Genomic DNA, 21,281 nt, shown 5'->3' with positions numbered 1-21,281 from the left:
TTGTAAAAATTTTAAGAGATGAATACACTAACAATACTTGCCTTATCTTGGCAACATATCCTAATTGTAGCGATACTTTTAGTACTACTTTTCGGAGGAAAGAAAATTCCGGAACTAATGAGAGGCGTTGGTTCAGGAATCAAAGAATTTAAAGATGCGGTAAAAGAAGAAGACAAACCAGGTTCTGAAAATAAATCGTCTTCTACAACAAACAATAATTCTTCCAGCAACTAAAATTCCTTAGAATTAATGAAATTCACTGAAACTGCGTGGACAGTCTTCAATCAATGCATTGAGGACTATCACGTGTCTGATGATGTTAACACTCTAATTAATAACCCGTTCGAAAAAGATAGTTTGGAACGGATTTTGTATGCAAAGAACTGGATTGATACCGTTCAATGGCATCTGGAAGATATAATTAGAGATGAAAATATAGATCCGGCTGAAGCTCTTCAACTCAAGAGAACAATAGACGCCTCCAATCAGAAAAGAACTGATTTGGTAGAATATATTGACAGCTGGTTCCTTACTAAGTTTGAAAATATAACTCCTAAACCTGACGCAAAGATAAATACAGAAACTCCCGCTTGGGCAGTGGACAGATTATCAATTCTTGCATTAAAGGTTTATCACATGTCATTAGAAGCCAATAGAGAATCTGCTTCTGAGGAACACAGAAATAACTGCCAGGCAAAACTGGACGTTCTGCTTACCCAGAAAGAAGATCTATCAACTTCTATAAATCAGTTGCTTGCTGATATTGAGAACGGTAACGTTAAGATGAAAGTATACAAACAAATGAAAATGTATAATGATGAAAGTCTTAACCCAATCCTTTATCAAAAAGGGCAACAGAAATGAAAAGACTAGTTTTTTTTGGAGTACTAATAATATTAACATCTTCCTGCGCAACGGAGAAGCTTAACCTTTCTCCGCTGTCAAATAACTTTTATAGTGACACAAAAGGCTCTGATTCTGATAGAGGCTCAAAAAAGAGCTTTAATATCAATATCAAGGAAAATGTAAATGCTTCTGAAATTTCAAATATAATCTCAACTTTTCCAAAGTTTAAGAACAATGGACTGAACGATGAGATAACAAGCTTGAAATACAGTCTTCAGAATTATTTATATGCTATTGACGCTAATAATTCTACAGGAAAGAGCAGAGCACTTAAAAGCTTCGAAAAATCATACAAAAAAATTCAAAAGCAAAGACAAAATCTTGAAAGAGATGATGACGAAGTTCTCAACAGATATTTGGTTCGTTTAAAAACCAATATTTCTGTAATTGAAGATGCTTTACCAGGAAGTTAAAAACTAATTGAACTATCAATGATTAAAATTCAGGCGGAAGCCAATGTTCCTACAGAGCACGGCAGTTTCCGAATGATTGCTTTCTCCGAAAATGAAAACGACTGGATGCCTCATATGGCCATCGTTGCAGAAAATACAGATTTCTCTAAACCTGTAAATGTTCGTTTCCATTCGGAATGTATTACCGGAGAAGTTTTCCATTCAAAAAAATGTGAATGCGGCCAACAATTGGATGCTGCAATGAAATATACCCACGAGAACGGAGGAATTATAGTTTATCTTCGTCAGGAAGGAAGGAATATTGGTATCATCAATAAGCTTAAAGCTTACTCACTTCAGGAAAAAGGTCTCGATACGGTACAAGCCAATCTTGAATTGGGCTTACCTGCAGATGACAGAAACTTTGGAGTAGCCATTGAAATCCTAAATCTGTTGAATGTAAAAGATATCAATCTGCTTACCAACAATCCTGAAAAGGTAAAATATGTGGTTGACAGTAATATTCATCTTAACTCAAGAATACCATTACAGATCCCGGCCAATGAAATAAGCAAAGGCTATCTGCAAACAAAAAAAGATTTCTTTGGACATCTTCTGGATGACAATGATAAATAGATAAAATAAAAGCTTCAGAATTTCTGAGGCTTTTTTATTGGAGTAAGGTTTTTAAATCCTTATACAGTCTATAAAACCGAATATACTTCAGGACATAATTTTTTCATCATTAAGCAGGCGTTTTAAAGCTTCTTTTTTATTGGACAACTGTACACCTCGGTCTCATCAAAAAATGCAAGGATAGCTTTATTTAGACCTATACGGAGAAAGAAAAAACAAATAGCTCCCGCTCCAACCCCTTATTCACTATTATTCTTAAAAAATCAAAAGCCCCAGAAGATTTCTCCTGGGACTTTTTTAATTATAAAAAACTGAAAAGATATTTACTAATTTACTCTTGTCAATGGAACATTAGAATCATTAAGATTATAATATTTAACAACTGCATTATAGTCGCTATAGTCTACATTGACTTTTTTGCTCTTAGAACCGGCACCATTCGCAGGAACAAGTACAATTCTAAATGTTTGGTTTGCCAAGTATCTAGCAATCTCATCAGATGTAACTTGTGTTGCCTGATTAAAATTTGCTCTTGATTCAATGTTTACATTTTGAGAATTAAATTTAAAATTATAATCTAGTTCTCTATTGGTAGGCAAGCCACTTACATCATCCAAGAAATATGTTTTTGGAATTTGTTGCCAAAGATTTCCCTCTCTTCTATAGACCAAAACTACATCTGTACTCTCAATATTGATTCCTTGTGAGAAAGTAAAAGTATTCGCGCTATTAAAAGTTCCAGTAACATCTCTCATTAAGCTTATTGTATCTCCGTCACCAACAACATTATCATTATTATCGCAGCTCATTACAAATAAGCCTACAAAAGCTAAAAGTATAAATGGAAGAATTTTTTTCATTTTTATAAATGTTTAGTTATTATTTATATTGCGTATTCAAATCATATACCAAAAATTTCAAAAACTTTGTTTTCGTCAATTTTTTTAATTGTATTTTTGTTCTTATTCAAAAAGTCATGAAGAAATTATTATATACTTCACTCTTTATTGTTGCATTAATAAGTCCTAAGGCTAATGCTCAGTATCAGCCAAAAAATGCGTCCAAAGAAGATCTGAAAAAAGCTCAGCAATGGGTGGATAAAACGTACAAAAATCTTTCTCAGGATGAAAAGTTAGGGCAGCTCTTTATTGTTGCACTTTATACTAATAAAGGAGAAGACTATATTAACCAGGTAAGAAGTATTGTTGCAAATGACAAAATAGGAGGCTTAATCTTAATGCAGGACGATGCTGCAAGGGAAATTAATCTGGTCAACGAATTTCAACAGAAATCCAAGATCCCATTAATGATTGGAATGGATGCTGAATGGGGATTATTCCAGAGAATTGCAACGGCTCATAAATTTCCATGGGCAATGACTCTGGGAGCAATTCAGGATAAAAATCTGGTCTACCAAATGTCTGCTAAAATAGCTGAGGATTGTCACAGAATGGGTATTAACTGGGATTTTGCTCCGGTAGTGGATGTAAATACGAATCCTAATAACCCAATTATAGGCAACAGAAGTTTCGGTTCTGAGGTAAGTAATGTAATCAACTCTGCGCTATCCTACTCTAATGGTCTTCAGGACAATAATATATTAGCAGCCATCAAACATTTCCCGGGACATGGTGATACCAGTACAGACTCACACCTTGATCTTCCGGTGGTTTCTCATAATCTGGACCGACTTAATTCAATAGAATTAGCTCCTTTCAAAGCCTTAATGGATAAAGGAATTGGTGGCGTTATGGTAGCTCATTTATATGTTCCCAGTCTAGAATCCGGAAAAGGAATTCCTGCCTCTGTTTCCAAAAACATCATTACCGGATTATTAAAAGATAAGCTGGGTTATAAAGGCTTAATCATTACGGATGCTCTGAATATGGGAGCTGTAGCCAACAAGTACAAACCTGGTGAACTGGATGCTCTGGCCTTTAAAGCCGGAAATGACATTATGCTTTTCTCCCAAGGTGTTTCTGAAGGGAAAAAGCTAATTCAAAAAGCAATAGATAACAAAGAAATTTCTCAATCCAGAGTAGAGGAAAGTGTAAAGAAAATTTTATTAACAAAATATTTCCTTGGCCTTACTCAATACACGCCAAAAAATCCTGAGAATATTAATGCCGATCTGAATAATGATTCTCATAAAACATTGGTTCAGAATCTTTATGCAAATGCCCTTACTTTAATAAAGGATGATAAAAAACTTCTTCCTGTTTCCGGAAAACAGGTATATTATGTTCCTTTGGAAGAAGCCTCATATAAAACCTTTGCCAGCAGATTAGGCTCCAATGTCATGATTAAAAAAGCTAGTGAGATTAGTACAATTCCGACAGGTTCTACAGTAATTGTAGGTTTCCATAAGGATAATTCTACCGCTTACAAGCCTTATAAAATATCAGCAGAATCTAAGAAAATTCTTTCTGATCTTACTAAAAGCCAAAACGTGATTCTTAATGTCTTCGGAAGTGCGTATGCTTTAAAAGATATTGATATTTCAAAAGTTTCTACAGTTCTTGTTTCTTATGAAAACAATGATGACTCTATGAATGCTACGGCTGATGCCTTAAACGGAAAAACAAAAATCTGGGGAAAACTTCCCGTATTGGTTAACGACCAGTTGAAAGCAGGAATGGGTATGGACCTCAATCCTACTTCTTCCATGAATACCAAATAATACAACATCAAAACAACAATAATCTAATGAAAATAGGCATACTTTGCTATCCGACCTATGGTGGAAGCGGAATTGTAGCAACAGAGCTGGGAATGTCCCTTGCTAATAAAGGATATGAAGTACACTTCATAAGCTCTGCCCTTCCTGCAAGATTAGACATTACCAACCCGAATATTTTCTTTCATAGGGTAAATGTTCAAACCTATCCTCTTTTCCAATATCAGCCTTATGATATTGCGTTAAGTTCAATGATCTATAGGGTTGTTAATCTTTATAAGCTTGATCTGCTTCACGCACACTATGCCATTCCTTATGCATATGCGGCTTTTACAGCTAAGCAAATGCTACAGGAAGATAATAATGACATTCCATTGGTAACCACATTGCATGGTACGGATATTACGCTTGTAGGGCAGCATCCAAGCTATAAACATGCGGTAGAATTTTCTATCAACCAATCAGATGCCATTACTTCTGTTTCTGAAAGTCTGAAAAAAGATACCCTACAGTTTTTCAATATTAAAAAGGAAATCCAGGTGATTACTAACTTTATTGACAATTCTGAGTTTGATGACTGTTCCGAATGTCAAAGAACACAGTTTGCCAATCCTGATGAAAAAATATTGATTCACGTATCCAACCTTCGTCCTGTAAAACGTGTGGATGAAGTTTTACAAATCTTTAAGAATGTAGAAAAAAAGGTAAAATCTAAGCTTATCATCATCGGGGAAGGTCCTGATATGGAAAAAGTAAACCAGTTCCTTGAAGAAAACCCGGATCTTATCTCGAAAATCCGCCTTTTAGGTAAAGTAAATGACCTTTATAAGATTTTACAACTTTCAGATGTATTTCTTCTTCCGTCAGAACAAGAAAGCTTTGGTCTTGCAGCCCTGGAAGCAATGGCGGCTTACACGCCTGTGATCAGCTCAAATGCAGGAGGAATTCCTGAGGTAAATATTCAGGGAGAAACAGGATATCTTGCAGAAATTGGAAATGTAGAGGCGATGAGCAACTATACCATCAAGCTACTAAGCAATGAAGAACTTTTAGCCAAAATGAAGCAAAATGCGAAAGATCAGGCAATAAAATTCGATTTGAAAAACATTCTTCCTATCTATGAGAAAATGTATAGAACAACCATAGAAAATTTTAAGAATGAGCTGACGAAAGTATAATATTTCTATTATATTTACGTCACACATATGACGGAAAAACTACTTCAATATCTTTGGAACTATAAGATTTTCAAATATTTTGACTTCAAGGATATTGAAGGAAATTCCGTTGAAATAATACAATTCGGAAAATGGAATAAGGATGCCGGTCCTGATTTTCTGGATGCAAAGATTAAAATCAACAGCTTGGTTCTGGCTGGAAATATAGAGCTGCACGTTCGGTCCTCAGACTGGATTTTTCATAATCATTCTCAAGACCCCAATTATCAAAATATTATTCTTCATGTCGTATTTGAGCATGACATTAATATTAATGCACTTACCGATAAAAAAGTTCCTACTCTGGAACTAAAGAATTATATCGATGAGAATATTCTTGGGAAGTATGATAACCTCATCAACGGAAAACAGTTCATTGCCTGTGAAAATATTTTCAACAAAGATAAAGTTCCTGTTAATTTCCACGAGGCGAATATTTTGAGAAAACTGGAAGAAAAATCATTGGAACTTGAACAGAGTTTAATCCTGTATAAAAATAATTTTGAGGCGGTTTTATTTCACAGTCTTGCTTATTCTTTCGGATTAAAGGTGAACGCCCATATCTTTCGACAGATTGCTGAAAGTATTGACTACAGTATTGTTAATAAAATCCGCCAAAATCCATTACAATTTGAAGCTTTATTATTTGGAATTTCCGACTGGCTGGATCACCCTAAAGACGGCCAAATGAAGATCTGGAAACAGGAATTTGAGTTTATCAGGGCAAAATTCAATATCTCAGATTTAAAATTTCATCCTAAGTTTTTAAGATTACGCCCGCCCAATTTTCCTACGATCCGATTATCCCAACTTGTAAATCTTTATCAGCAACAGAATTTATTCTCAAAGATAATGAACGCTGAAAGTATGGATGAACTGTATAATATTTTTAAGTCCATAAAAGCGTCCGAATACTGGGATTGTCATTTTAATTTTGGTACTATTTCTAAAGTTCAGCCTAAGACGCTGAGCAAAGATTTTATGGATCTTCTGATCTTAAATTCTATTCTTCCTTTAAAATATACGTATCACAAATATCACTGTGAGGAAATTACCGATAAGATCATAACATTCTACAGAAATATGGCTGCTGAAAAAAATTCAATACTTCAAGGATGGAAAAATCTTGGGGTTTCTATTACTAATGCCATGGAGAGTCAGAGCCTGATTTACCACCATAAAAATTCATGTGACGAAAAAAATTGCTTAACTTGCAGTATTGGATTTAAACTTTTAAAAGAATCTTGAAATGCTGAGTAATATCCGACATAAAATGGAAAGAGAATGGTTTGGTGTTCTTACGAGAACAGGTGCTAAGCTAGGAATTCCTGTATCCAAATTAAGGATTTTCTTCATCTACTCTACTTTTGCCACGGCCGGGTTTTTCTTTTTGATTTATTTGGGTTTGGCATTCACTTTGTGGATTAAAGATATTTTTATCACAAGAAGACCAAGCGTCTTTGATTTATAATTATGGAATTTTTACCAATTACTTCTGCTGAGGATTATAGAGTTCAGGAAATCTATTCTTCCTATATCAGCACGTTTCCTGTAGACGAACAAAGAGATAAGGAACAGTTTTTAGATTTATTTTCAAATCCGAAAGTAAAATTTATGTCTGTAGTACATGAGGCTGAACCTATTGGCTACCTCATCTTGTGGGAGCTAAGCTCTTTTGTTTTTGTAGAACATTTTGAAGTATTTGAGACTTTCAGAAGTAAAAAACTGGGATCTCACATCATAGGACACTTATTGGAAAACTACCCAAGAATCATTTTGGAAATTGAGCCTGAGGATCTGAATGAAGATGCCAAAAGACGTTATTCTTTTTACCAGAGAAATAGCTTCAGCCTGATTGATACTACTCATGTACAGCCAAGTTACGGCGAGGGAAAACAATCCCTGAACTTATGGTTGCTTGCCAATTATTCTCCTGATAATGTAGAGGAGCTTAAAAAAGAAATTTGTGATATTGTATATCCTTAAATATAAAACGCCGGAAACTATCCGGCGTTATTTTTTACAGTAAATAGAAACTTAGAATAAACTCTCCTGTTTCATTCATTAGTTTACCTGATACTCAAGCTTTATCGTAATATTTGCTTCTTTTTCCTTGGAGGAGGTATTAAATGTTCCACCATAGGAATAATCCTCGTTGGAATTAGGTTCGGTAATCTGGATAACCCCCATTGTTGCTTTTTTAAGGTTACCAAGGCTGCTTCCTGAATTTTCTGCAATTTTCTCTGCTCTTTGCTTAGCATCCTTTGTAGCGCTGGCAATCATTTCCTGCTTTACAGTTGCCAATTTGGTATAGAAATAAGCTGGTGAAGAAGATGTAAACTCAATTCCCCGGTTAATAATTTCTGTAATATTTCTGGATAGGTTTTCAATTTTAGCCACTTCTTTACTTTCAATGGAAACTTTTTGAGTTAAATTATAACCTGAGAATTCCCCTTGTACATAATTTCCATTGGCATCGTTATAGCTTCTGAACTGCTTTTGGATATCTACAGATGAAAAAACAATTTCGTTTTGCTTTATCCCTTTGGAAAGCAGATAATCATTGATTACTTTTCTGTCTAATGCCAGCTCATCATATGCCGATTTTAAATCAATATTGTTTTTGGAGAAACTTCCGGACCATGTGATCAGGTCAGAAGTAAATTGTTTTGTCCCTAGACCGGTAACAGAAATCGTATTTTCAGATTTATTCCTATTCTTAATAGAATTGCCCAATAAGCCCAGACCAAGTGCAAAGCCAAGAGCTCCTACAGCCACGGCAATAATGTTTTTATTCATAATAATTTGTGGATTTGTTTTTGATTATGAGAATATTGCATCAATTTTCATTCCATATTTTAAGATTTCTTTAACACAAATCAAAAAGTGGAAATTATTGGCTTTTTAAAATTTAAAGTTGATTAATGGCTGTTCTTTAGTCTTTCTATAAAAAGAGGGACTGTTTCCTCCATTCTCAGCATGACACCTGATAAATTTCTGGCTTTTACATAGGTACGGACCTGAGGTTTTACGGCAAATGAAAACTGTATAAATTCTGAAATTCTGTCTACGGGGATTCCTGCGTTGGTAAAATACTCATCCTCTACTCTTTTTCGAATCCAGATAATATGTTCCTGCAAATCATCGTATCTGTATTGCCTTTTCTGCTTTCTGGCTTTCCCGCTAATAAGATCATAAACGCCCTGAACATTAAGATTCCCCAAGAGAATTGGTAAAAGAACGCTTTTCACTTCTGCAGGTTTTTCCCTCATCTTGCCAACGGGCTGTGGGAGGCCTACAGCCTGTCTTACCTGCTCTCCCTTATCTACTTTTGCTACAATTCTGGAATCTTGCTCCAGATCTCCGGAAAGCTTCTTTACAATCTTTACTTCTCCCACATCTTTGGGAATCTGAAAGAGCGTAATCAACAATTGTGAATTAACTCCGTCTTGCAATACTCTTCTGGAAACCCTTTTAAAGTCTTCCTTTACAAACCTCAATTCGTCATTGGGATTTGCATCAATAGAGAACATTCCAAGTGAATTGGAAAGCGTTTTTTTATCCGTGGAAATATTAACAACAATGACACCACTCAGGTTATCTCCATTATCATCAATGGTCCTCCCTGTTATTGTTTGCTGGGAAAACAAAATATTGCTGCATAGAAAAACAATGAAAAGAAAAACTTTTTTCCAACCTTCATTTTTAATATTTATAGCTCTATGTTTCAATTAGTATCAGGATATTAACGACTCTGGTTTATTTAAAAGTATGGTTTTCATCAACTATTTTTGAGTCTCTGGAGCGCGATAGGTTGAAATTCTTGTCAGTACAAAACGTTGAAATCTATATAAATCAGCATCACTACAGAATCCGTATTTCAAAATCTTTTTTCTTTCAAAACCACCTGCGAAAACATAAAAAATAAAGTGGTCAATCTGTGGCTTATCTATTTTAAGGTTGGTAAAGTAATCATCTCCAAGACTTGCCTTAATATAGCTCATTAAATCAATGTCATCCCATTTGTCCTTAACTTTTCCTATAGAAAAACCCTCTCCTTTCGGCTGAACAAATTCACCAGGTCTTGCCGCCAGTACTCTTGGATCAGACTTTTGTGCAATATAAGAATCTATCTCCTTGCTCAGCTTTTCAACTTTTTTGGGTCTGTTGTAATTTCTTGAATCTATTTTTAAATTTCCGGTAAGCCCTTGCTTCACTTCCACTTCAGGAATCTGAATTGTCTGCCGTACAAGACTAATTTCCATAGGAGATTGTACATTTTCCTGTGAGATCTTTCTTATTACCCTTTCATAGCCTGCTTTTATAAAACGAAGTTCATCTCCCGCCTTTCCGGAGATCATAAAATGTCCATCTCTGTTGGAAAGCACCATTTCGTCTGTTCTGATGTTGATAACATTAACGTCTTCCATCTCTGAACCTCCCTCGGAAGTAATTTTTCCGAAGATATAGCTTTGGGCATGAGTATGAATGAAGAAGATAAAGGTTAATAAAAAAAATAGTTTAAATTTCACGGATTGTTTTTATAAAGCAAAGCTAAAATTATTTTTAAATAATACCATAAATTTAACCACAGTTAACGCCTTTTAATATTTTCTTCTAGGCCTTTGATACTTTTTGCCACCGAAACTGTTAAATAGCTCCGATGAATTGTTAAAGTTTGTTTTAAATTTTAGCTAACTTGCAGTCTCAATTCTCTTTTAACAATGCAAAATTCTTATACAGTCATCAATGCTTCTGCAGGATCCGGGAAAACTTACGCCCTGGTTCAAAGACTTCTGATGATCTGTCTCCGTTATCCTAATCAACAGCAATCGATCAGGAACATTCTCGCTTTGACCTTTACTAATAAGGCTGCAAATGAGATGAAGGAGAGAATTTTGACCTGGTTGGGAAATTTCTCGGCCAGTGATTATGCCGGAAATGCTGATCTTAAAAATATGCAGAAAGCGTTTGAGGAACAGGGCCTGAAGATCACAATTGATGAACTTCATCTTCGTTCTAAAAGGCTTTTGGATCATGTTCTTCATAACTACTCCACATTGAATATTGGAACAATTGACCGTTTTAATTCAAGATTGGTAAGAAGCTTCTCCTATGAACTGGGATTAGCCAAAAATTTTAATCTGGAAATTGAAGCGGAACCCTTTTTGATTGAGGCTGTAGATAAAATGTTAGATCAAATCGGGGAAAATGAAACGATCTCCAATTCTTTCATGGATTATGTAGACTACAGTCTTGAGAACAATGAGAGAATTAATCTAAACAAAAATCTGTATGATTCCGCAAAGGAGTTTGTAAAGGATATTCATTACGAACATTTGAAAAACAATGACAGTTTTGATGATGCCAATTATGAGAATATAAAAAACACCCTTCGTAAGGAGATTGTTTTTAATAAGAAGCAGGCCGCAGAATTGGCTGCTTCCTCTATTGAGTTATTCAAATCCAGAAATATTGAGATTGAAGATTTTGCACAAGGAAAAAACGGTATCGGAGGTTTCTTTACAAAGGTTATTGATTTTTATCAGCAGAAAAGAGCTGGTTATCCTTTTCCTACCACTTTAGAAGAATCTGTAATCAACAATTACAGAAAGGGAGCTTCATCAAAATCAAAGCACAAGGAAACTGAAATTTTTGAAATTCTGGATCAGCTTATTGAAAACAGAATGCAGCTTATCCTGTTGTATATTGAAACCCAAAAGAAAGAGAAGGTTCTAGCTGCTTTGCTTCCTTTAAAGGTTAATAAGGAGATTCAGGATGAGCTTAAAAAAATTGAGGAAGAGAATGATCTTGTTTTATTGTCCAAATTTAATATTCTGATCAATGAAAATCTTAAGAACGAACCTTCAGCATTTATTTATGAAAAAGTAGGTTCACAGTTTCAGCATTATTTCTTTGATGAATTCCAGGATACTTCTGAGCTTCAGTGGCAGAATTTTGTCCCGTTAAGGGATCACAGTGTTTCTACAGAAAACACGTCATTTACTTTGGTGGGAGATCCCAAACAGAGTATTTACAGATTCAGGGGTGGAGAAAGTAAACTGATGCTGGATATTATCAACAAAAAGGAATTTTCGCCTAAGGAGGCTGATCTTCTTGTTTTGAAGGACAACTGGAGAAGTGCAAAAAATATTGTACAATTCAACAATGAGCTCTATCAGTATCATTCCAGAGATCTGGAGGAAGAGCATAAGAATATCTTCGGAGCAGATGCCGAACAAACCCCAAAATCGAAGATGGAGGGGCGTGTAAAGGTGAACCTTATTGAGAACCTTACCAACGACGAATTTTATGATGATACTTCTGAACGGATGCGAAAAGACATTCAGGAATGTCTGGACAATGGCTTCAAGTTCTCTGATATTACCATACTATGCCGTGGAAATTTTGACATCTTCAGTTATTCTCAAAAACTAGGAAATTTAAAGGTTAGGTATCATGGTGAGGAAACCAATATAAAAACAATTTCTGATAAAGGTCTTACTCTTGAACTTTCCAATACTTTGAAAGCTGTCATAGAGTTTTTAAGATGGGAAATAAATCCTAAGAATAAACCCTGTCTGATTATGATGATGTATCATCTGAATACACTGGGCAAAGTTCATATGGCCGATTTTACGCTTGATATGAAAGAAATTCTGGATATTGAGGGACATGAGGAAATTCTTCAGTTTATTCAGCAGAAATATTCGATACAGCTTAAGCAGGATAATTTTCCTAGATTTAACTTATATAATTTTATTGAGTATTATATCAATGAATTTTCTGTAGAAAATAAGGAAACGGATTTCTTGCTTAACTTTTTGGAAATGCTTTTCAACTTTACTCAAAACGCAGGAGCAAGTACAAAGGAATTTTTAAAATACTGGGATGAAGAAGCTTCTTCTTACACTATTCAGGCTTCGGAAAATATTGATGCCATTCAGATTATGACCATCCACAAGTCAAAAGGACTGGAGTTTCCTATCGTTTTTATTCCCATGATGAACAAAAACAGAGATAGTGAGTTTACCAACTGGTTTGAAACAAGTGAGAGTGCTGCTTTGAAATCCGTGAATATTAATCAGTTCAGTAAAAATCTAGAAGTTTATGATGAACAGATTCAGAGCTTTAACAAAAAAAACTCCTATAAGAATTTAATCGACAGATTATGTCTGCAGTATGTAGCGACTACAAGGCCTGTTGAGCAATTATTTTTCTATCTCCAAAAAGCTAACAAAACTTCCAATAATCTTGAGTTGTTAGAATTTATTCAGACAAAAAACACTGAGAATGCTGATGAATTTGATCTGTATGAAGTAAATACTGAGATGCTGAAGAAACATTCAAAGACTAAAAGCTCTTCTTTTAAGACAAAGAATATAGAAAACCTGAAAAATGTAAACGAAAACAGTACTTCTATAAAAATTGCCACTCCATCCAAGAACTATCAGGTAAGGAATGAAAAAGTAAGGATCGGGCTTTTTGTTCATGAACTTCTCTCAAAGATTAATACTAAGAAAGACATCAATAAGGTTTTGGAAGGATATGCTCTTGAGGGTTTAATTACATTGGAGGAGAAGAATGAAATTCAGGTTACCCTGGAAGATATTGTACAAACCTATGCTGAATTTTTCGATGAGAAATGGGAGGTTATTAATGAGAAAGATATCATGATCTCTGAAAACGGAGAAAGTCATATTTCGAGACCCGACCGTATATTAAAGAGTGATGAGGGCTATATTATTGTTGATTTTAAAACAGGAGAACGTAAAGATAAAGATGTAGCTCAGGTACAGGGCTATAAAAATATTCTTGAAAGGCTTGGCAAAAAAGTTCTTAAAACCCAAATCATTTACCTATAAATTTTCAACCTATATTATCAAAATATAGTATAAAATTAAAATAAAAAACCCCTATAATAGAAAAGGATTGTTTATTTTTATTCTATATAATATCTACCCAATTTTATATTTGGGTTGATAAAGAGATTTCAGGTAACCATGAAAATATATTTTATCTCTTTTGTCATAAGTATTCTTATGATGGCATTCTCGTCAGTAGCCATTTATAATATTGCGGACTATATGGATCCTCCGGTAACCCCCGATGGTCATAGATATATGCCCACTGAAAATATAGCAAAGACCCTATTCTTAAGTATGATAATAGGTGCTGTAACTTTTATTTCCGCTATTCGCATCCAGAGACAAAAACATAAGAAGTAAGTTTTCGAAAGCTTAAATCCTACCGAGGCTATGAAAAATTACATTATAAAAAACTGGAGAATATTATTCAACATTCAGATAGCAGGCTTTACTCTATTTATTATTTTAACTGCTATTTATTATTGGAATGCTTCTTCCCATGCTTCCTTTAACCGAAATGTAGAAATAGTTAACCTCAGTGGCATATTCTCCTTGGTAATGACCTATCTTTTTGTGTTCTTTTCCATGATTGCTGTAGTATATCCTGTTTTCTTATTCTTACAGGCATACTTTATTAGAAAAGAAAAACCATTGGGAAAAGAGGTATTTCTTTTGACTTTTCTATATTTACTATCAATCATTTCAGTTTTTACTTTGTTGATGATCAACAATTCACAGGCAATTAAAAATATTCAGTAGAGTTCCGTTAGTGTTTAAAATAAACTGTTATTAGGTATTTTTAGATTTACACAGAAACAAAAAACCACCATTCTATTGAATAGCGGTTTTTTATATTTTTGAAAAATTTTCAGTTTAAGCAGTTGGATCCGGAGTAAATACTCTTTGCGCCAATTCCTGGTCAAAAAGGTATAATGCAGATGGATTATCACAAACCATTTTGATCTTTGTAACGTACTGAGAAGCGCTTGCTTCTTCTTCTACCTGCTCATTAATAAACCACTGCATGAAAGAAGTTGTTGCAAAATCTCCTTCTTCATTAGCATTCTTTACAATATTGAAAATACTTTTAGTTACTATTTTCTCATGTGCTAATGCTTTCTCGAAAATATCCGTTGCAGTTTCGAACTCATGTGGAGGTTTTGCAATTTCTCCAATGATGATTTCTCCTCCTACATCATTCAGATAATCAAACATTTTATCTGCGTGCATCAATTCTTCTTTGCTTTGTACTCTGAAGTAGTTCGCAATTCCATCCAGATCTTTTCCGGAAAACCATGCAGACATTGAAAGATAATATTGAGCGGCGTATTGTTCGTGGGCAATTTGTTCGTTAATTAATTTTGCAATTTTTTCGCTAACCATAAGTATTAAATTTATATTCAAAAATAGGGAATAAAAGCCCGAAATCAAAAGTTTTACAGAAAATTAATACAAAAAGGATGGAAAATCATCCATCCTTTATACTTAAAAAAAACAAACCTCTAAATGGTTATTTTACTTCGGGAGCAGCTGTATTCATCGGCTTTTTCATCATTCTTTTATCTTTCATTGCCATTCTCTTCTGCTCCATTTTAGCTTTTCTGTCAACCTGCCATTTATCATATTGTTCTGGGGTCAATATTTTTTTCATATCGGCATCCATCTGGGCTCTTTTAGCTTTCTTCTCTTCCATTTTAGCTTGTCTTACTTCTTTACTTTTTTCAAACTCAGCTTTCATTTCAGTTTTCCTTTTTTCATGTAATGCCTTTACCTGTGCTACTTGAGACTGGTTAAGATTAAGGTCTTTTTGCATCTGTGCCAAATGTTCCTGCTCTTTTTGCTGCATCTTCTGCTTCATTTCAGCTCTTTTTGCTTCTTTGTCCTGTGGAGTTGTCTGTTGTGCCATTGCAAAACTTCCCATTCCGATAAATGCTATTGCTAAAACTAATTTTTTCATCTTTTAAAAATTTAATTAATTGTTATTATACCTTTTTGATTATTAAACAAAACAGAAGTTAAATTAATATATTCATAAATAATGTTAAATTTTAACAAATAATAATCATTAATAAAACAAAAAAAGGACAGATTATAAAAACCTGTCCTTCACACCACTTAAATATAATATATGAAAATTAATTCCTTACTAAGCTTCCTCTAAAGCCTCCGCTATTACTACGGCTTTGCTGGCTTGGAGCCTGACTTTTTGATTCTTGTCTAAAACCACCTCCATTTCCTCTGAAGCCACCATTATTTTCTCTGGATGGAGCGGGAGCTGTTTCTCTTCTTGTTTCTGTATTCCCTCTAAAGCCTCCTCCATTGTTACTCTTGGAACCACCACTTCTTTCTGAGTTTCCTCCTCTGAATCCACCATTGTTATCATTGCTTCCTCTAAAACCTCCGGAATTATCATTTCTAAAACCGGAATTTCCATTGTTATTCTGCTTACGGAAACCTCCATTTCCAGATCCATTGTTTTCGAACCCATTATTTCTAAATCCGTTATTGGGTCTGGAGTTGTTTCTGATAACATCAAAAGTAGGATTATCAATTCTTCTAAACCTTGATCTATCTACTCTGTAAATATTGATGTTTACATTTCTATATCTTGGCATTACACTGTATCTCGGAACATAGTATGTTCTTCTATAATTCTGGAAGTATACAATAGGGCTGCCACCGCGATAATAGTTATTTTGGAAAACCACAAATACTCTTGGTCCCATAATTCTTTCCAAAGCATAAAATCTGTCATAATACCATCTGTCCGGATTGTATCGATAGAAATTATCCCAAGCTGAAAAACTGGCGTATAGGTTATTTAATCTGATAATCTGATCAACCTGCCAGCGGTTTAATCTGCTTTGTACAAAGAAACCGTTCCAGTCAATATTAATGATACTACTTCTATAATCGTTATAATAATTCTGATAATAATCAGTTGGATAATAATCCTGAGGATAGTTGTAATAATAATCATCAGGGAAATAGTTCCTGTCATCTTCATCGTTATAATAGCCACCACCATTTTGATAATAACCATCATCTTCCCAACCATTATTCGGATACTGCTGAGCTGACGTCAAAACGCCCAACCCAAAAGCTAATCCCAAAAATATTTTTTTCATCTCTATAGTTGTTAATTGGTTAGTGTATAACAGAATATCTTTATTCTATCTTTTTGATACAAATAAAAAAAAGAAGTTAAATCCTTAGATTAAACTTCTTTTAAAATGCAATTAACTAATTGATAATCAAGTGTTAAATTTACATCCTACCACTCTCTTTTATCCAGTTAGCAATTTTTTTGTTGAATATTTTCTGTTCTTTAAGATCTTCTAGCTTTATATGCATTCTATAGCGCCAATAATGGGGAAATACAGCAGGATTATTAATTCTTTCATTATCCATTTTCTTATTGGAAAGCATAGAATCTGTTGCAAGAAACTCCTGAATTGGGAAAATAGCTAACATAGATTCGTTATATAAATGCTGCTTCATAATAATCTCTGCCAGATCCGGAGTTAACTGTTCAGGGGCTTTCCCATATTGGATAAGTTGCTGGTTAAAATATTTTTGAGTTAAAGCAGGATCTTCTTTCCACCATTGTCTCAAGGTTGAGCTATCATGGGAAGAAGCAGTCACTACATTCATATAATTTGCATATCTCGGATCATAGAATGGAATATTTTCGGAAGGCATACGCTGAACCTTTAAGGCAATAATAGCCAACTCATCCATTACAACAGCTACACATGCAGGAACCATTCCCAAATCTTCTCCACAGATAAGCATCTTCGTAGCATTCAGGATAACGGGAAGTTTCTCCATAGCTTTTTCCTGCCAAAGATGATCCTGTCTTCTGAAGAAATAATCGTGGTACAGATCATAGATCCCTTTCTGCTCCTGTTCTGACAAATATTTGTAAGATTCTGTATTATAAACATTAAATCTTGGATGATAAACCGTTTCTCCATTTCTTTCCTCTGTTAAGAATAAAACATTGGCACAAAGAGAAATCAGCTGATCTTCAATATCACCATATGGTTTTTTCTTAAAGAAGTTGACCAACTTTCTTTGAGTATCAAATTCTTCTTTCAAAGAATAGGTACCATCTTCATTATGATCCATAAATTCAAGAGCCTTCACACTATCTCCTCCAAAATAATCCCATAAGATCTGATTATTGATAAATGGCTTACAATATCTGTCAAATTTAAACGGAATCTGCCAAGCCTTAAATTCATCCAAAACAATAGGAACAGCCGGATAAAAGTATCCTAAAATTCCTTGTACAGCAGAGATTGGCATTCTCCAGATTCTGAAAAAACCTAGAATATGATCAATCCTCATGGCATCAAAATACTGTTCTAAAGCTTTGAATCTGTTTTTCCACCATCTGTAATCATCTTCTTTCATGGCTTCCCAGTTATAGGTTGGGAATTCCCAGTTTTGACCAAGTTCTGTGAATTGATCAGGTGGTGCCCCCGCCTGGAAATCCATTCCAAATAATTCCGGCTCAGTCCAGGCTTCTACAGAATATCTGTAAATTCCGATTGGCAGGTCTCCTTTCAAAGAAACTCCAAGCTTGTGAGTATAATCCACCGCATCCTTTAGTTGTACATGAAGCTGATACTGCACCCAGGCATGAAGCATTGAGGTATCATAATCTTTACTTTTCGTTGTAAAAAATTGTGAGATTTTTCCTGCAATATATTTTTTATGAGTTTTCCAATCGTTGAAGTTGGGTGTTTTGTACTTGTCTCTTAGTACGCAGAACGCAGCATAAGGAACCAGCCAGTACTCATTGTCTTTTATAAATTTCTTAAAGTTTCTATCCTTATAAATTTTATCTTTTTCAGCATAAAAAACAGCCTTTAGATACTTCCATTTACCTGCGATCATTTTTTCATAATCAATCAGATCGAGGCTATTTAAGCTCTGTTTTTCAAGCTGATACTCGTTAACTAATTCTTTCGGTAAAGAAAAATCAAGCTTTTCAAGTGAAATATATTGGGGATGCAAAGCATAAACAGATACTGCTGCATAAGGATATGAATCTGTCCAGGAATAATTAGCTGTTGTATCGTTAATGGGAAGAATCTGAATAATTCCGAGATTCGTTTCCTTTGTCCAATCTGCCAGTTTTTTGATGTCTGTAAATTCACCTACTCCAAAACCATCTTCACTTCTTAAAGAAAATACTGGAACGGCAACTCCCGCATCATGATACATCTGATAGCCTTTAAATCTAAAGTAATGATTGGAAACAATCTGTAGAACATCTTCAAACGGATTGGCAATGGTGAATCTGTTATCTCCAGTCTCCACATCAATCACTCTGTTTTCCTTTTTATCGTAAATACAATATTTAAATTGAATCAATTCATTTTCAGGAATTTCAACAGAAGTTTCCCAGATTCCAAATTCTGTCTGAAACAAAGGAACTACTTTCCCATAATCCCAATTTCCCAGGGAAACAGTATTTCCAAACAAGACAATTCTCCAGTCCGGATTATAGATAGGGGCTTCAATTCGAAATAAATGGGTATGCTTTTTTAAAACTGTCGATTTTTCAGAAACAAAATCATGCAGTTTGTTGTAAAGTATTTTATTGTTTAAATAATTCTCCGGAAAATTTTTATTATTCCATTCATCAAAAATGATGAACTCTTTATAGTTATGTGGAAAATTAAGATGATGAGAAACAAATTCTACTCTTAAAACATTTCCTTTTTCATTTACAACTCTATATTGATAAGAAATAGACTTTGAAAAATAATCAACCTCACATCTCCATAAACCATTCTCTGCACAAAACATAGTATGGATATGAGCTACAGTTCCTTCTTCACTTATTACAAGTTGTAGATTCTCTCCGGCCTTTACAATATATCCTACATTAAAGTATAGCTTCATCTATATTTTTTTATAAAAGTACATTATAATATCGAAAAATAAAACTTCTTGAATATCAAATAATCATTAAAAAAACCTCCCAATACAATTGAAAAGGTTCTATGATAAGTCAAATTTTTTGATATGTTTTTTTTAATCAATTATTCTGTTACCAGGATTTTCTTGGTCAGTAGTATTTTGCCTGATTCATCTGCAATACTTACAACGTATGCTCCATTAATTAATCCTCTCAGATAAATTTTCTGATCCAAAGAACCGTCTTTAACAAGCAGGCTTTGATTCATAACATTTTTACCCGACAGGTCGAATACATTTAGTTTAAGGCTTCCTTTCACATTCTTATTGCTAAGGTACACATTGATGTAATTCTCGTCAACTCTTGTCGGATAGATATCCAGATTAGTCACAGTATTAGAAGAACTGATTTTATCATTAGCAAAGTATTTACTTGCCAAGTCATAAATATGAAGATTCTGCTCACCAGGAAGTTGCTTTGCCTGTAGGCTCATCAGGTCTACTTCGTATAAAAGAGCCCCTTTAGCACTTGCAATTACTACTTTTCCATGAACATTCACTGCAGAACCGTTTACAGAATAGTTATCCGGAATACCAGCTATTTTACCCACAAACTTAGCCTTTAGCTCTTTAATAGAAACTTTAAAAACATTTCCTGAAGCCGCAAAAATATAAAAGTTATTATCCGTATCAGCAATCATGTCACCACCAAAACCAGTTTCTATAGCTGTAAAAGAATTTTTACCATTAGAAAGATCATCTTTAATGATACCCAAATCATTAACAATATACTGTCCTCCTTTTTTACTTATCTGTAAAAGTTGTGTACCCGCATTATTAACTGCATAGATATTTCCATCATAGCCGGTTGTCATTCTTGTAATATGAGAGTTAATATCACATGAAGATACTCTGGCTACGTTATTTTCAACTAATGTAATTTCCTTAGTTTGAGGATTTAAAACATAAATATTAGAAGAAAACATAGGCATATACACCAGATTGTTACTAGAAGAGTCGTAAGCCAGTGCCGCCATCGTTACAGCCTGCGAATTATTAAATGAATTTTTATCCTCAGCCACAGAACCATTTCTAGTCTGCGAAAATACTTTTGCAGGAGATTCAGCGGTGAAAAATTTCTCACCGGAAGTAGCATTCACCGCATCCATAGCACGAAAATCACTGAAATTAATACCCGGAGCATCTTTTCCTGTAATAGCAAAAAAATCTTGTTGTGCCTGAGTAGGTATACCTAATAACAATAAGAATAGAGGGAATAAATGTTTTTTCATAATATGTATAGTTTAGATTTATAATCGATTTGATATGACTAAGTTACACAATTTACAAGTCAAAAAACAATAATCCTATATAATTAAAGCAAAATTGATAACAAATTAATATAATTCTTATGATTATAATAAAAACAATTCTTTCTCTCTCAATAGAGATAGGCCTTGGTATGCATTAAAAATAATGAATTTGCCTGGGCATTGAATATAATGATAATTATGGACCTTGGCTGTTGCCTTCCCTGTGCAGGTGGGGCATACGGTGTGGGGTGCCTCTAGGATTTTTGCAGGTTCACCTATGTGCACAAAAAAAGTCCCATGCTTTTGCATGAGACTTTAAAAATAAAATAAAAACTGGC

21 protein-coding genes are annotated in these 21,281 nt (G+C 34.3%); 12 read left to right on the top strand and 9 right to left on the bottom strand.

The window, feature by feature from the left end; genetic code table 11:
• Positions 1–18: 18 nt before the first annotated feature.
• From C7D53_RS19790 to ribA, 4 genes are read left to right on the top strand one after another with little or no spacing between them, the layout of a single operon-like run.
• Positions 19–234 carry a twin-arginine translocase TatA/TatE family subunit gene (locus C7D53_RS19790; protein ID WP_065393432.1) on the top strand — a complete coding sequence of 72 codons (216 nt, stop codon included), beginning with the start codon at positions 19–21 and terminating at the stop codon, positions 232–234.
• Between the two features lie 15 nt (positions 235–249).
• A complete protein-coding gene (locus C7D53_RS19785) occupies positions 250–864 on the top strand; it encodes a DUF4254 domain-containing protein (protein ID WP_106918127.1) in 615 nt (204 codons plus the stop codon).
• Positions 861–1,319, top strand: a complete 459-nt coding sequence (locus C7D53_RS19780) for a hypothetical protein (protein WP_106918126.1) — start codon at positions 861–863, stop codon at positions 1,317–1,319. Before C7D53_RS19785 ends, C7D53_RS19780 begins: the two co-directional genes overlap by 4 nt.
• An 18-nt stretch (positions 1,320–1,337) precedes the next feature.
• Positions 1,338–1,934: a GTP cyclohydrolase II gene (gene ribA / locus C7D53_RS19775; protein WP_106918125.1), complete on the top strand. Its 597-nt coding sequence runs from the start codon at positions 1,338–1,340 to the stop codon at positions 1,932–1,934.
• A 326-nt stretch (positions 1,935–2,260) separates the two neighbouring features.
• Here the strand turns inward: ribA and C7D53_RS19770 are convergent, their stop codons facing one another.
• Positions 2,261–2,794 (bottom strand): hypothetical protein, encoded by a 534-nt coding sequence (locus tag C7D53_RS19770; protein ID WP_106918124.1) that lies wholly within the window; start codon positions 2,792–2,794, stop codon positions 2,261–2,263.
• 116 nt (positions 2,795–2,910) lie between these two features.
• On the opposite strand from C7D53_RS19770, the gene C7D53_RS19765 reads away from it, so the two are divergent.
• The 5 genes from C7D53_RS19765 to C7D53_RS19745 are packed head-to-tail and all read left to right on the top strand — an operon-like array spanning position 2,911 to position 7,814.
• The gene (locus C7D53_RS19765; protein ID WP_106918123.1) at positions 2,911–4,614 is read left to right on the top strand and encodes a glycoside hydrolase family 3 protein; all 1,704 of its coding nucleotides are present in this window, start codon (positions 2,911–2,913) and stop codon (positions 4,612–4,614) included.
• 26 nt (positions 4,615–4,640) lie between these two features.
• Complete coding sequence (gene bshA, locus C7D53_RS19760) at positions 4,641–5,789, top strand: N-acetyl-alpha-D-glucosaminyl L-malate synthase BshA (RefSeq protein ID WP_106918122.1); 1,149 nt, start codon at positions 4,641–4,643, stop codon at positions 5,787–5,789.
• Positions 5,790–5,816: 27 nt separating this feature from the next.
• Positions 5,817–7,076 (top strand): DUF2851 family protein, encoded by a 1,260-nt coding sequence (locus C7D53_RS19755; protein WP_106918121.1) that lies wholly within the window; start codon positions 5,817–5,819, stop codon positions 7,074–7,076.
• 1 nt (position 7,077) lies between these two features.
• On the top strand, positions 7,078–7,299 hold the full coding sequence (locus tag C7D53_RS19750) for a PspC family transcriptional regulator (RefSeq protein WP_034695702.1): 222 nt from the start codon (positions 7,078–7,080) through the stop codon (positions 7,297–7,299).
• A 2-nt stretch (positions 7,300–7,301) separates the two neighbouring features.
• Positions 7,302–7,814, top strand: coding sequence for a GNAT family N-acetyltransferase (locus C7D53_RS19745; RefSeq protein ID WP_106918120.1), 513 nt, complete (start codon positions 7,302–7,304; stop codon positions 7,812–7,814).
• Positions 7,815–7,892: 78 nt separating this feature from the next.
• Here C7D53_RS19745 and C7D53_RS19740 read toward each other — a convergent pair whose 3' ends face one another.
• From C7D53_RS19740 to C7D53_RS19730, 3 genes are all read right to left on the bottom strand, one after another.
• Positions 7,893–8,627: an SIMPL domain-containing protein gene (locus C7D53_RS19740; RefSeq protein ID WP_185126718.1), complete on the bottom strand. Its 735-nt coding sequence runs from the start codon at positions 8,625–8,627 to the stop codon at positions 7,893–7,895.
• A gap of 122 nt (positions 8,628–8,749) precedes the next feature.
• A complete protein-coding gene (locus C7D53_RS19735; protein ID WP_228422450.1) occupies positions 8,750–9,478 on the bottom strand; it encodes a carboxypeptidase regulatory-like domain-containing protein in 729 nt (242 codons plus the stop codon).
• Positions 9,479–9,613: 135 nt separating this feature from the next.
• Positions 9,614–10,360, bottom strand: coding sequence for a hypothetical protein (locus tag C7D53_RS19730; RefSeq protein ID WP_106918119.1), 747 nt, complete (start codon positions 10,358–10,360; stop codon positions 9,614–9,616).
• Between the two features lie 192 nt (positions 10,361–10,552).
• Here C7D53_RS19730 and C7D53_RS19725 point away from each other — a divergent pair, with 192 nt between their 5' ends.
• The 3 genes from C7D53_RS19725 to C7D53_RS19715 all read left to right on the top strand — a co-directional run bounded on the left by C7D53_RS19725 (position 10,553) and on the right by C7D53_RS19715 (position 14,455).
• Complete coding sequence (locus tag C7D53_RS19725) at positions 10,553–13,693, top strand: UvrD-helicase domain-containing protein (protein WP_106918118.1); 3,141 nt, start codon at positions 10,553–10,555, stop codon at positions 13,691–13,693.
• Positions 13,694–13,831: 138 nt separating this feature from the next.
• The gene (locus tag C7D53_RS19720; protein ID WP_106918117.1) at positions 13,832–14,056 is read left to right on the top strand and encodes a hypothetical protein; all 225 of its coding nucleotides are present in this window, start codon (positions 13,832–13,834) and stop codon (positions 14,054–14,056) included.
• Between the two features lie 30 nt (positions 14,057–14,086).
• The gene (locus C7D53_RS19715) at positions 14,087–14,455 is read left to right on the top strand and encodes a hypothetical protein (protein ID WP_106918116.1); all 369 of its coding nucleotides are present in this window, start codon (positions 14,087–14,089) and stop codon (positions 14,453–14,455) included.
• 114 nt (positions 14,456–14,569) lie between these two features.
• Here C7D53_RS19715 and C7D53_RS19710 read toward each other — a convergent pair whose 3' ends face one another.
• The 5 genes from C7D53_RS19710 to C7D53_RS19690 form a co-directional block, all read right to left on the bottom strand.
• The gene (locus C7D53_RS19710; RefSeq protein ID WP_106918115.1) at positions 14,570–15,079 is read right to left on the bottom strand and encodes a ferritin; all 510 of its coding nucleotides are present in this window, start codon (positions 15,077–15,079) and stop codon (positions 14,570–14,572) included.
• Positions 15,080–15,206: 127 nt separating this feature from the next.
• Positions 15,207–15,653 (bottom strand): hypothetical protein, encoded by a 447-nt coding sequence (locus C7D53_RS19705; RefSeq protein ID WP_106918114.1) that lies wholly within the window; start codon positions 15,651–15,653, stop codon positions 15,207–15,209.
• Positions 15,654–15,831: 178 nt separating this feature from the next.
• Positions 15,832–16,824: a hypothetical protein gene (locus C7D53_RS19700; protein ID WP_106918113.1), complete on the bottom strand. Its 993-nt coding sequence runs from the start codon at positions 16,822–16,824 to the stop codon at positions 15,832–15,834.
• Between the two features lie 139 nt (positions 16,825–16,963).
• Complete coding sequence (locus C7D53_RS19695; RefSeq protein ID WP_106918112.1) at positions 16,964–19,615, bottom strand: 4-alpha-glucanotransferase; 2,652 nt, start codon at positions 19,613–19,615, stop codon at positions 16,964–16,966.
• Between the two features lie 140 nt (positions 19,616–19,755).
• On the bottom strand, positions 19,756–20,922 hold the full coding sequence (locus C7D53_RS19690; protein ID WP_106918111.1) for a T9SS type A sorting domain-containing protein: 1,167 nt from the start codon (positions 20,920–20,922) through the stop codon (positions 19,756–19,758).
• Between the last annotated feature and the right edge of the window lie 359 nt (positions 20,923–21,281).

The sequence above is a fragment of the Chryseobacterium aurantiacum genome (genome assembly GCF_003020585.1).
GTDB classification, from domain to species: domain Bacteria; phylum Bacteroidota; class Bacteroidia; order Flavobacteriales; family Weeksellaceae; genus Chryseobacterium; species Chryseobacterium aurantiacum.
This window is presented reverse-complemented; position numbering and strand designations above follow the sequence as displayed.

Excerpts from the sequence above, each read along its gene's own strand:
- C7D53_RS19710 (WP_106918115.1), bottom strand. The coding sequence starts at position 15,079 with ATGGTTAGCGAAAAAATTGCAAAATTAATTAACGAACAAATTGCCCAC.
- bshA (WP_106918122.1), top strand. The coding sequence starts at position 4,641 with ATGAAAATAGGCATACTTTGCTATCCGACCTATGGTGGAAGCGGAATT.
- C7D53_RS19790 (WP_065393432.1), top strand. The coding sequence starts at position 19 with ATGAATACACTAACAATACTTGCCTTATCTTGGCAACATATCCTAATT.
- C7D53_RS19750 (WP_034695702.1), top strand. The coding sequence starts at position 7,078 with ATGCTGAGTAATATCCGACATAAAATGGAAAGAGAATGGTTTGGTGTT.
- C7D53_RS19705 (WP_106918114.1), bottom strand. The coding sequence starts at position 15,653 with ATGAAAAAATTAGTTTTAGCAATAGCATTTATCGGAATGGGAAGTTTT.
- ribA (WP_106918125.1), top strand. The coding sequence starts at position 1,338 with ATGATTAAAATTCAGGCGGAAGCCAATGTTCCTACAGAGCACGGCAGT.
- C7D53_RS19745 (WP_106918120.1), top strand. The coding sequence starts at position 7,302 with ATGGAATTTTTACCAATTACTTCTGCTGAGGATTATAGAGTTCAGGAA.
- C7D53_RS19700 (WP_106918113.1), bottom strand. The coding sequence starts at position 16,824 with ATGAAAAAAATATTTTTGGGATTAGCTTTTGGGTTGGGCGTTTTGACG.
- C7D53_RS19740 (WP_185126718.1), bottom strand. The coding sequence starts at position 8,627 with ATGAATAAAAACATTATTGCCGTGGCTGTAGGAGCTCTTGGCTTTGCA.
- C7D53_RS19765 (WP_106918123.1), top strand. The coding sequence starts at position 2,911 with ATGAAGAAATTATTATATACTTCACTCTTTATTGTTGCATTAATAAGT.
- C7D53_RS19720 (WP_106918117.1), top strand. The coding sequence starts at position 13,832 with ATGAAAATATATTTTATCTCTTTTGTCATAAGTATTCTTATGATGGCA.
- C7D53_RS19785 (WP_106918127.1), top strand. The coding sequence starts at position 250 with ATGAAATTCACTGAAACTGCGTGGACAGTCTTCAATCAATGCATTGAG.
- C7D53_RS19780 (WP_106918126.1), top strand. The coding sequence starts at position 861 with ATGAAAAGACTAGTTTTTTTTGGAGTACTAATAATATTAACATCTTCC.
- C7D53_RS19695 (WP_106918112.1), bottom strand. The coding sequence starts at position 19,615 with ATGAAGCTATACTTTAATGTAGGATATATTGTAAAGGCCGGAGAGAAT.
- C7D53_RS19690 (WP_106918111.1), bottom strand. The coding sequence starts at position 20,922 with ATGAAAAAACATTTATTCCCTCTATTCTTATTGTTATTAGGTATACCT.
- C7D53_RS19725 (WP_106918118.1), top strand. The coding sequence starts at position 10,553 with ATGCAAAATTCTTATACAGTCATCAATGCTTCTGCAGGATCCGGGAAA.
- C7D53_RS19770 (WP_106918124.1), bottom strand. The coding sequence starts at position 2,794 with ATGAAAAAAATTCTTCCATTTATACTTTTAGCTTTTGTAGGCTTATTT.
- C7D53_RS19715 (WP_106918116.1), top strand. The coding sequence starts at position 14,087 with ATGAAAAATTACATTATAAAAAACTGGAGAATATTATTCAACATTCAG.
- C7D53_RS19755 (WP_106918121.1), top strand. The coding sequence starts at position 5,817 with ATGACGGAAAAACTACTTCAATATCTTTGGAACTATAAGATTTTCAAA.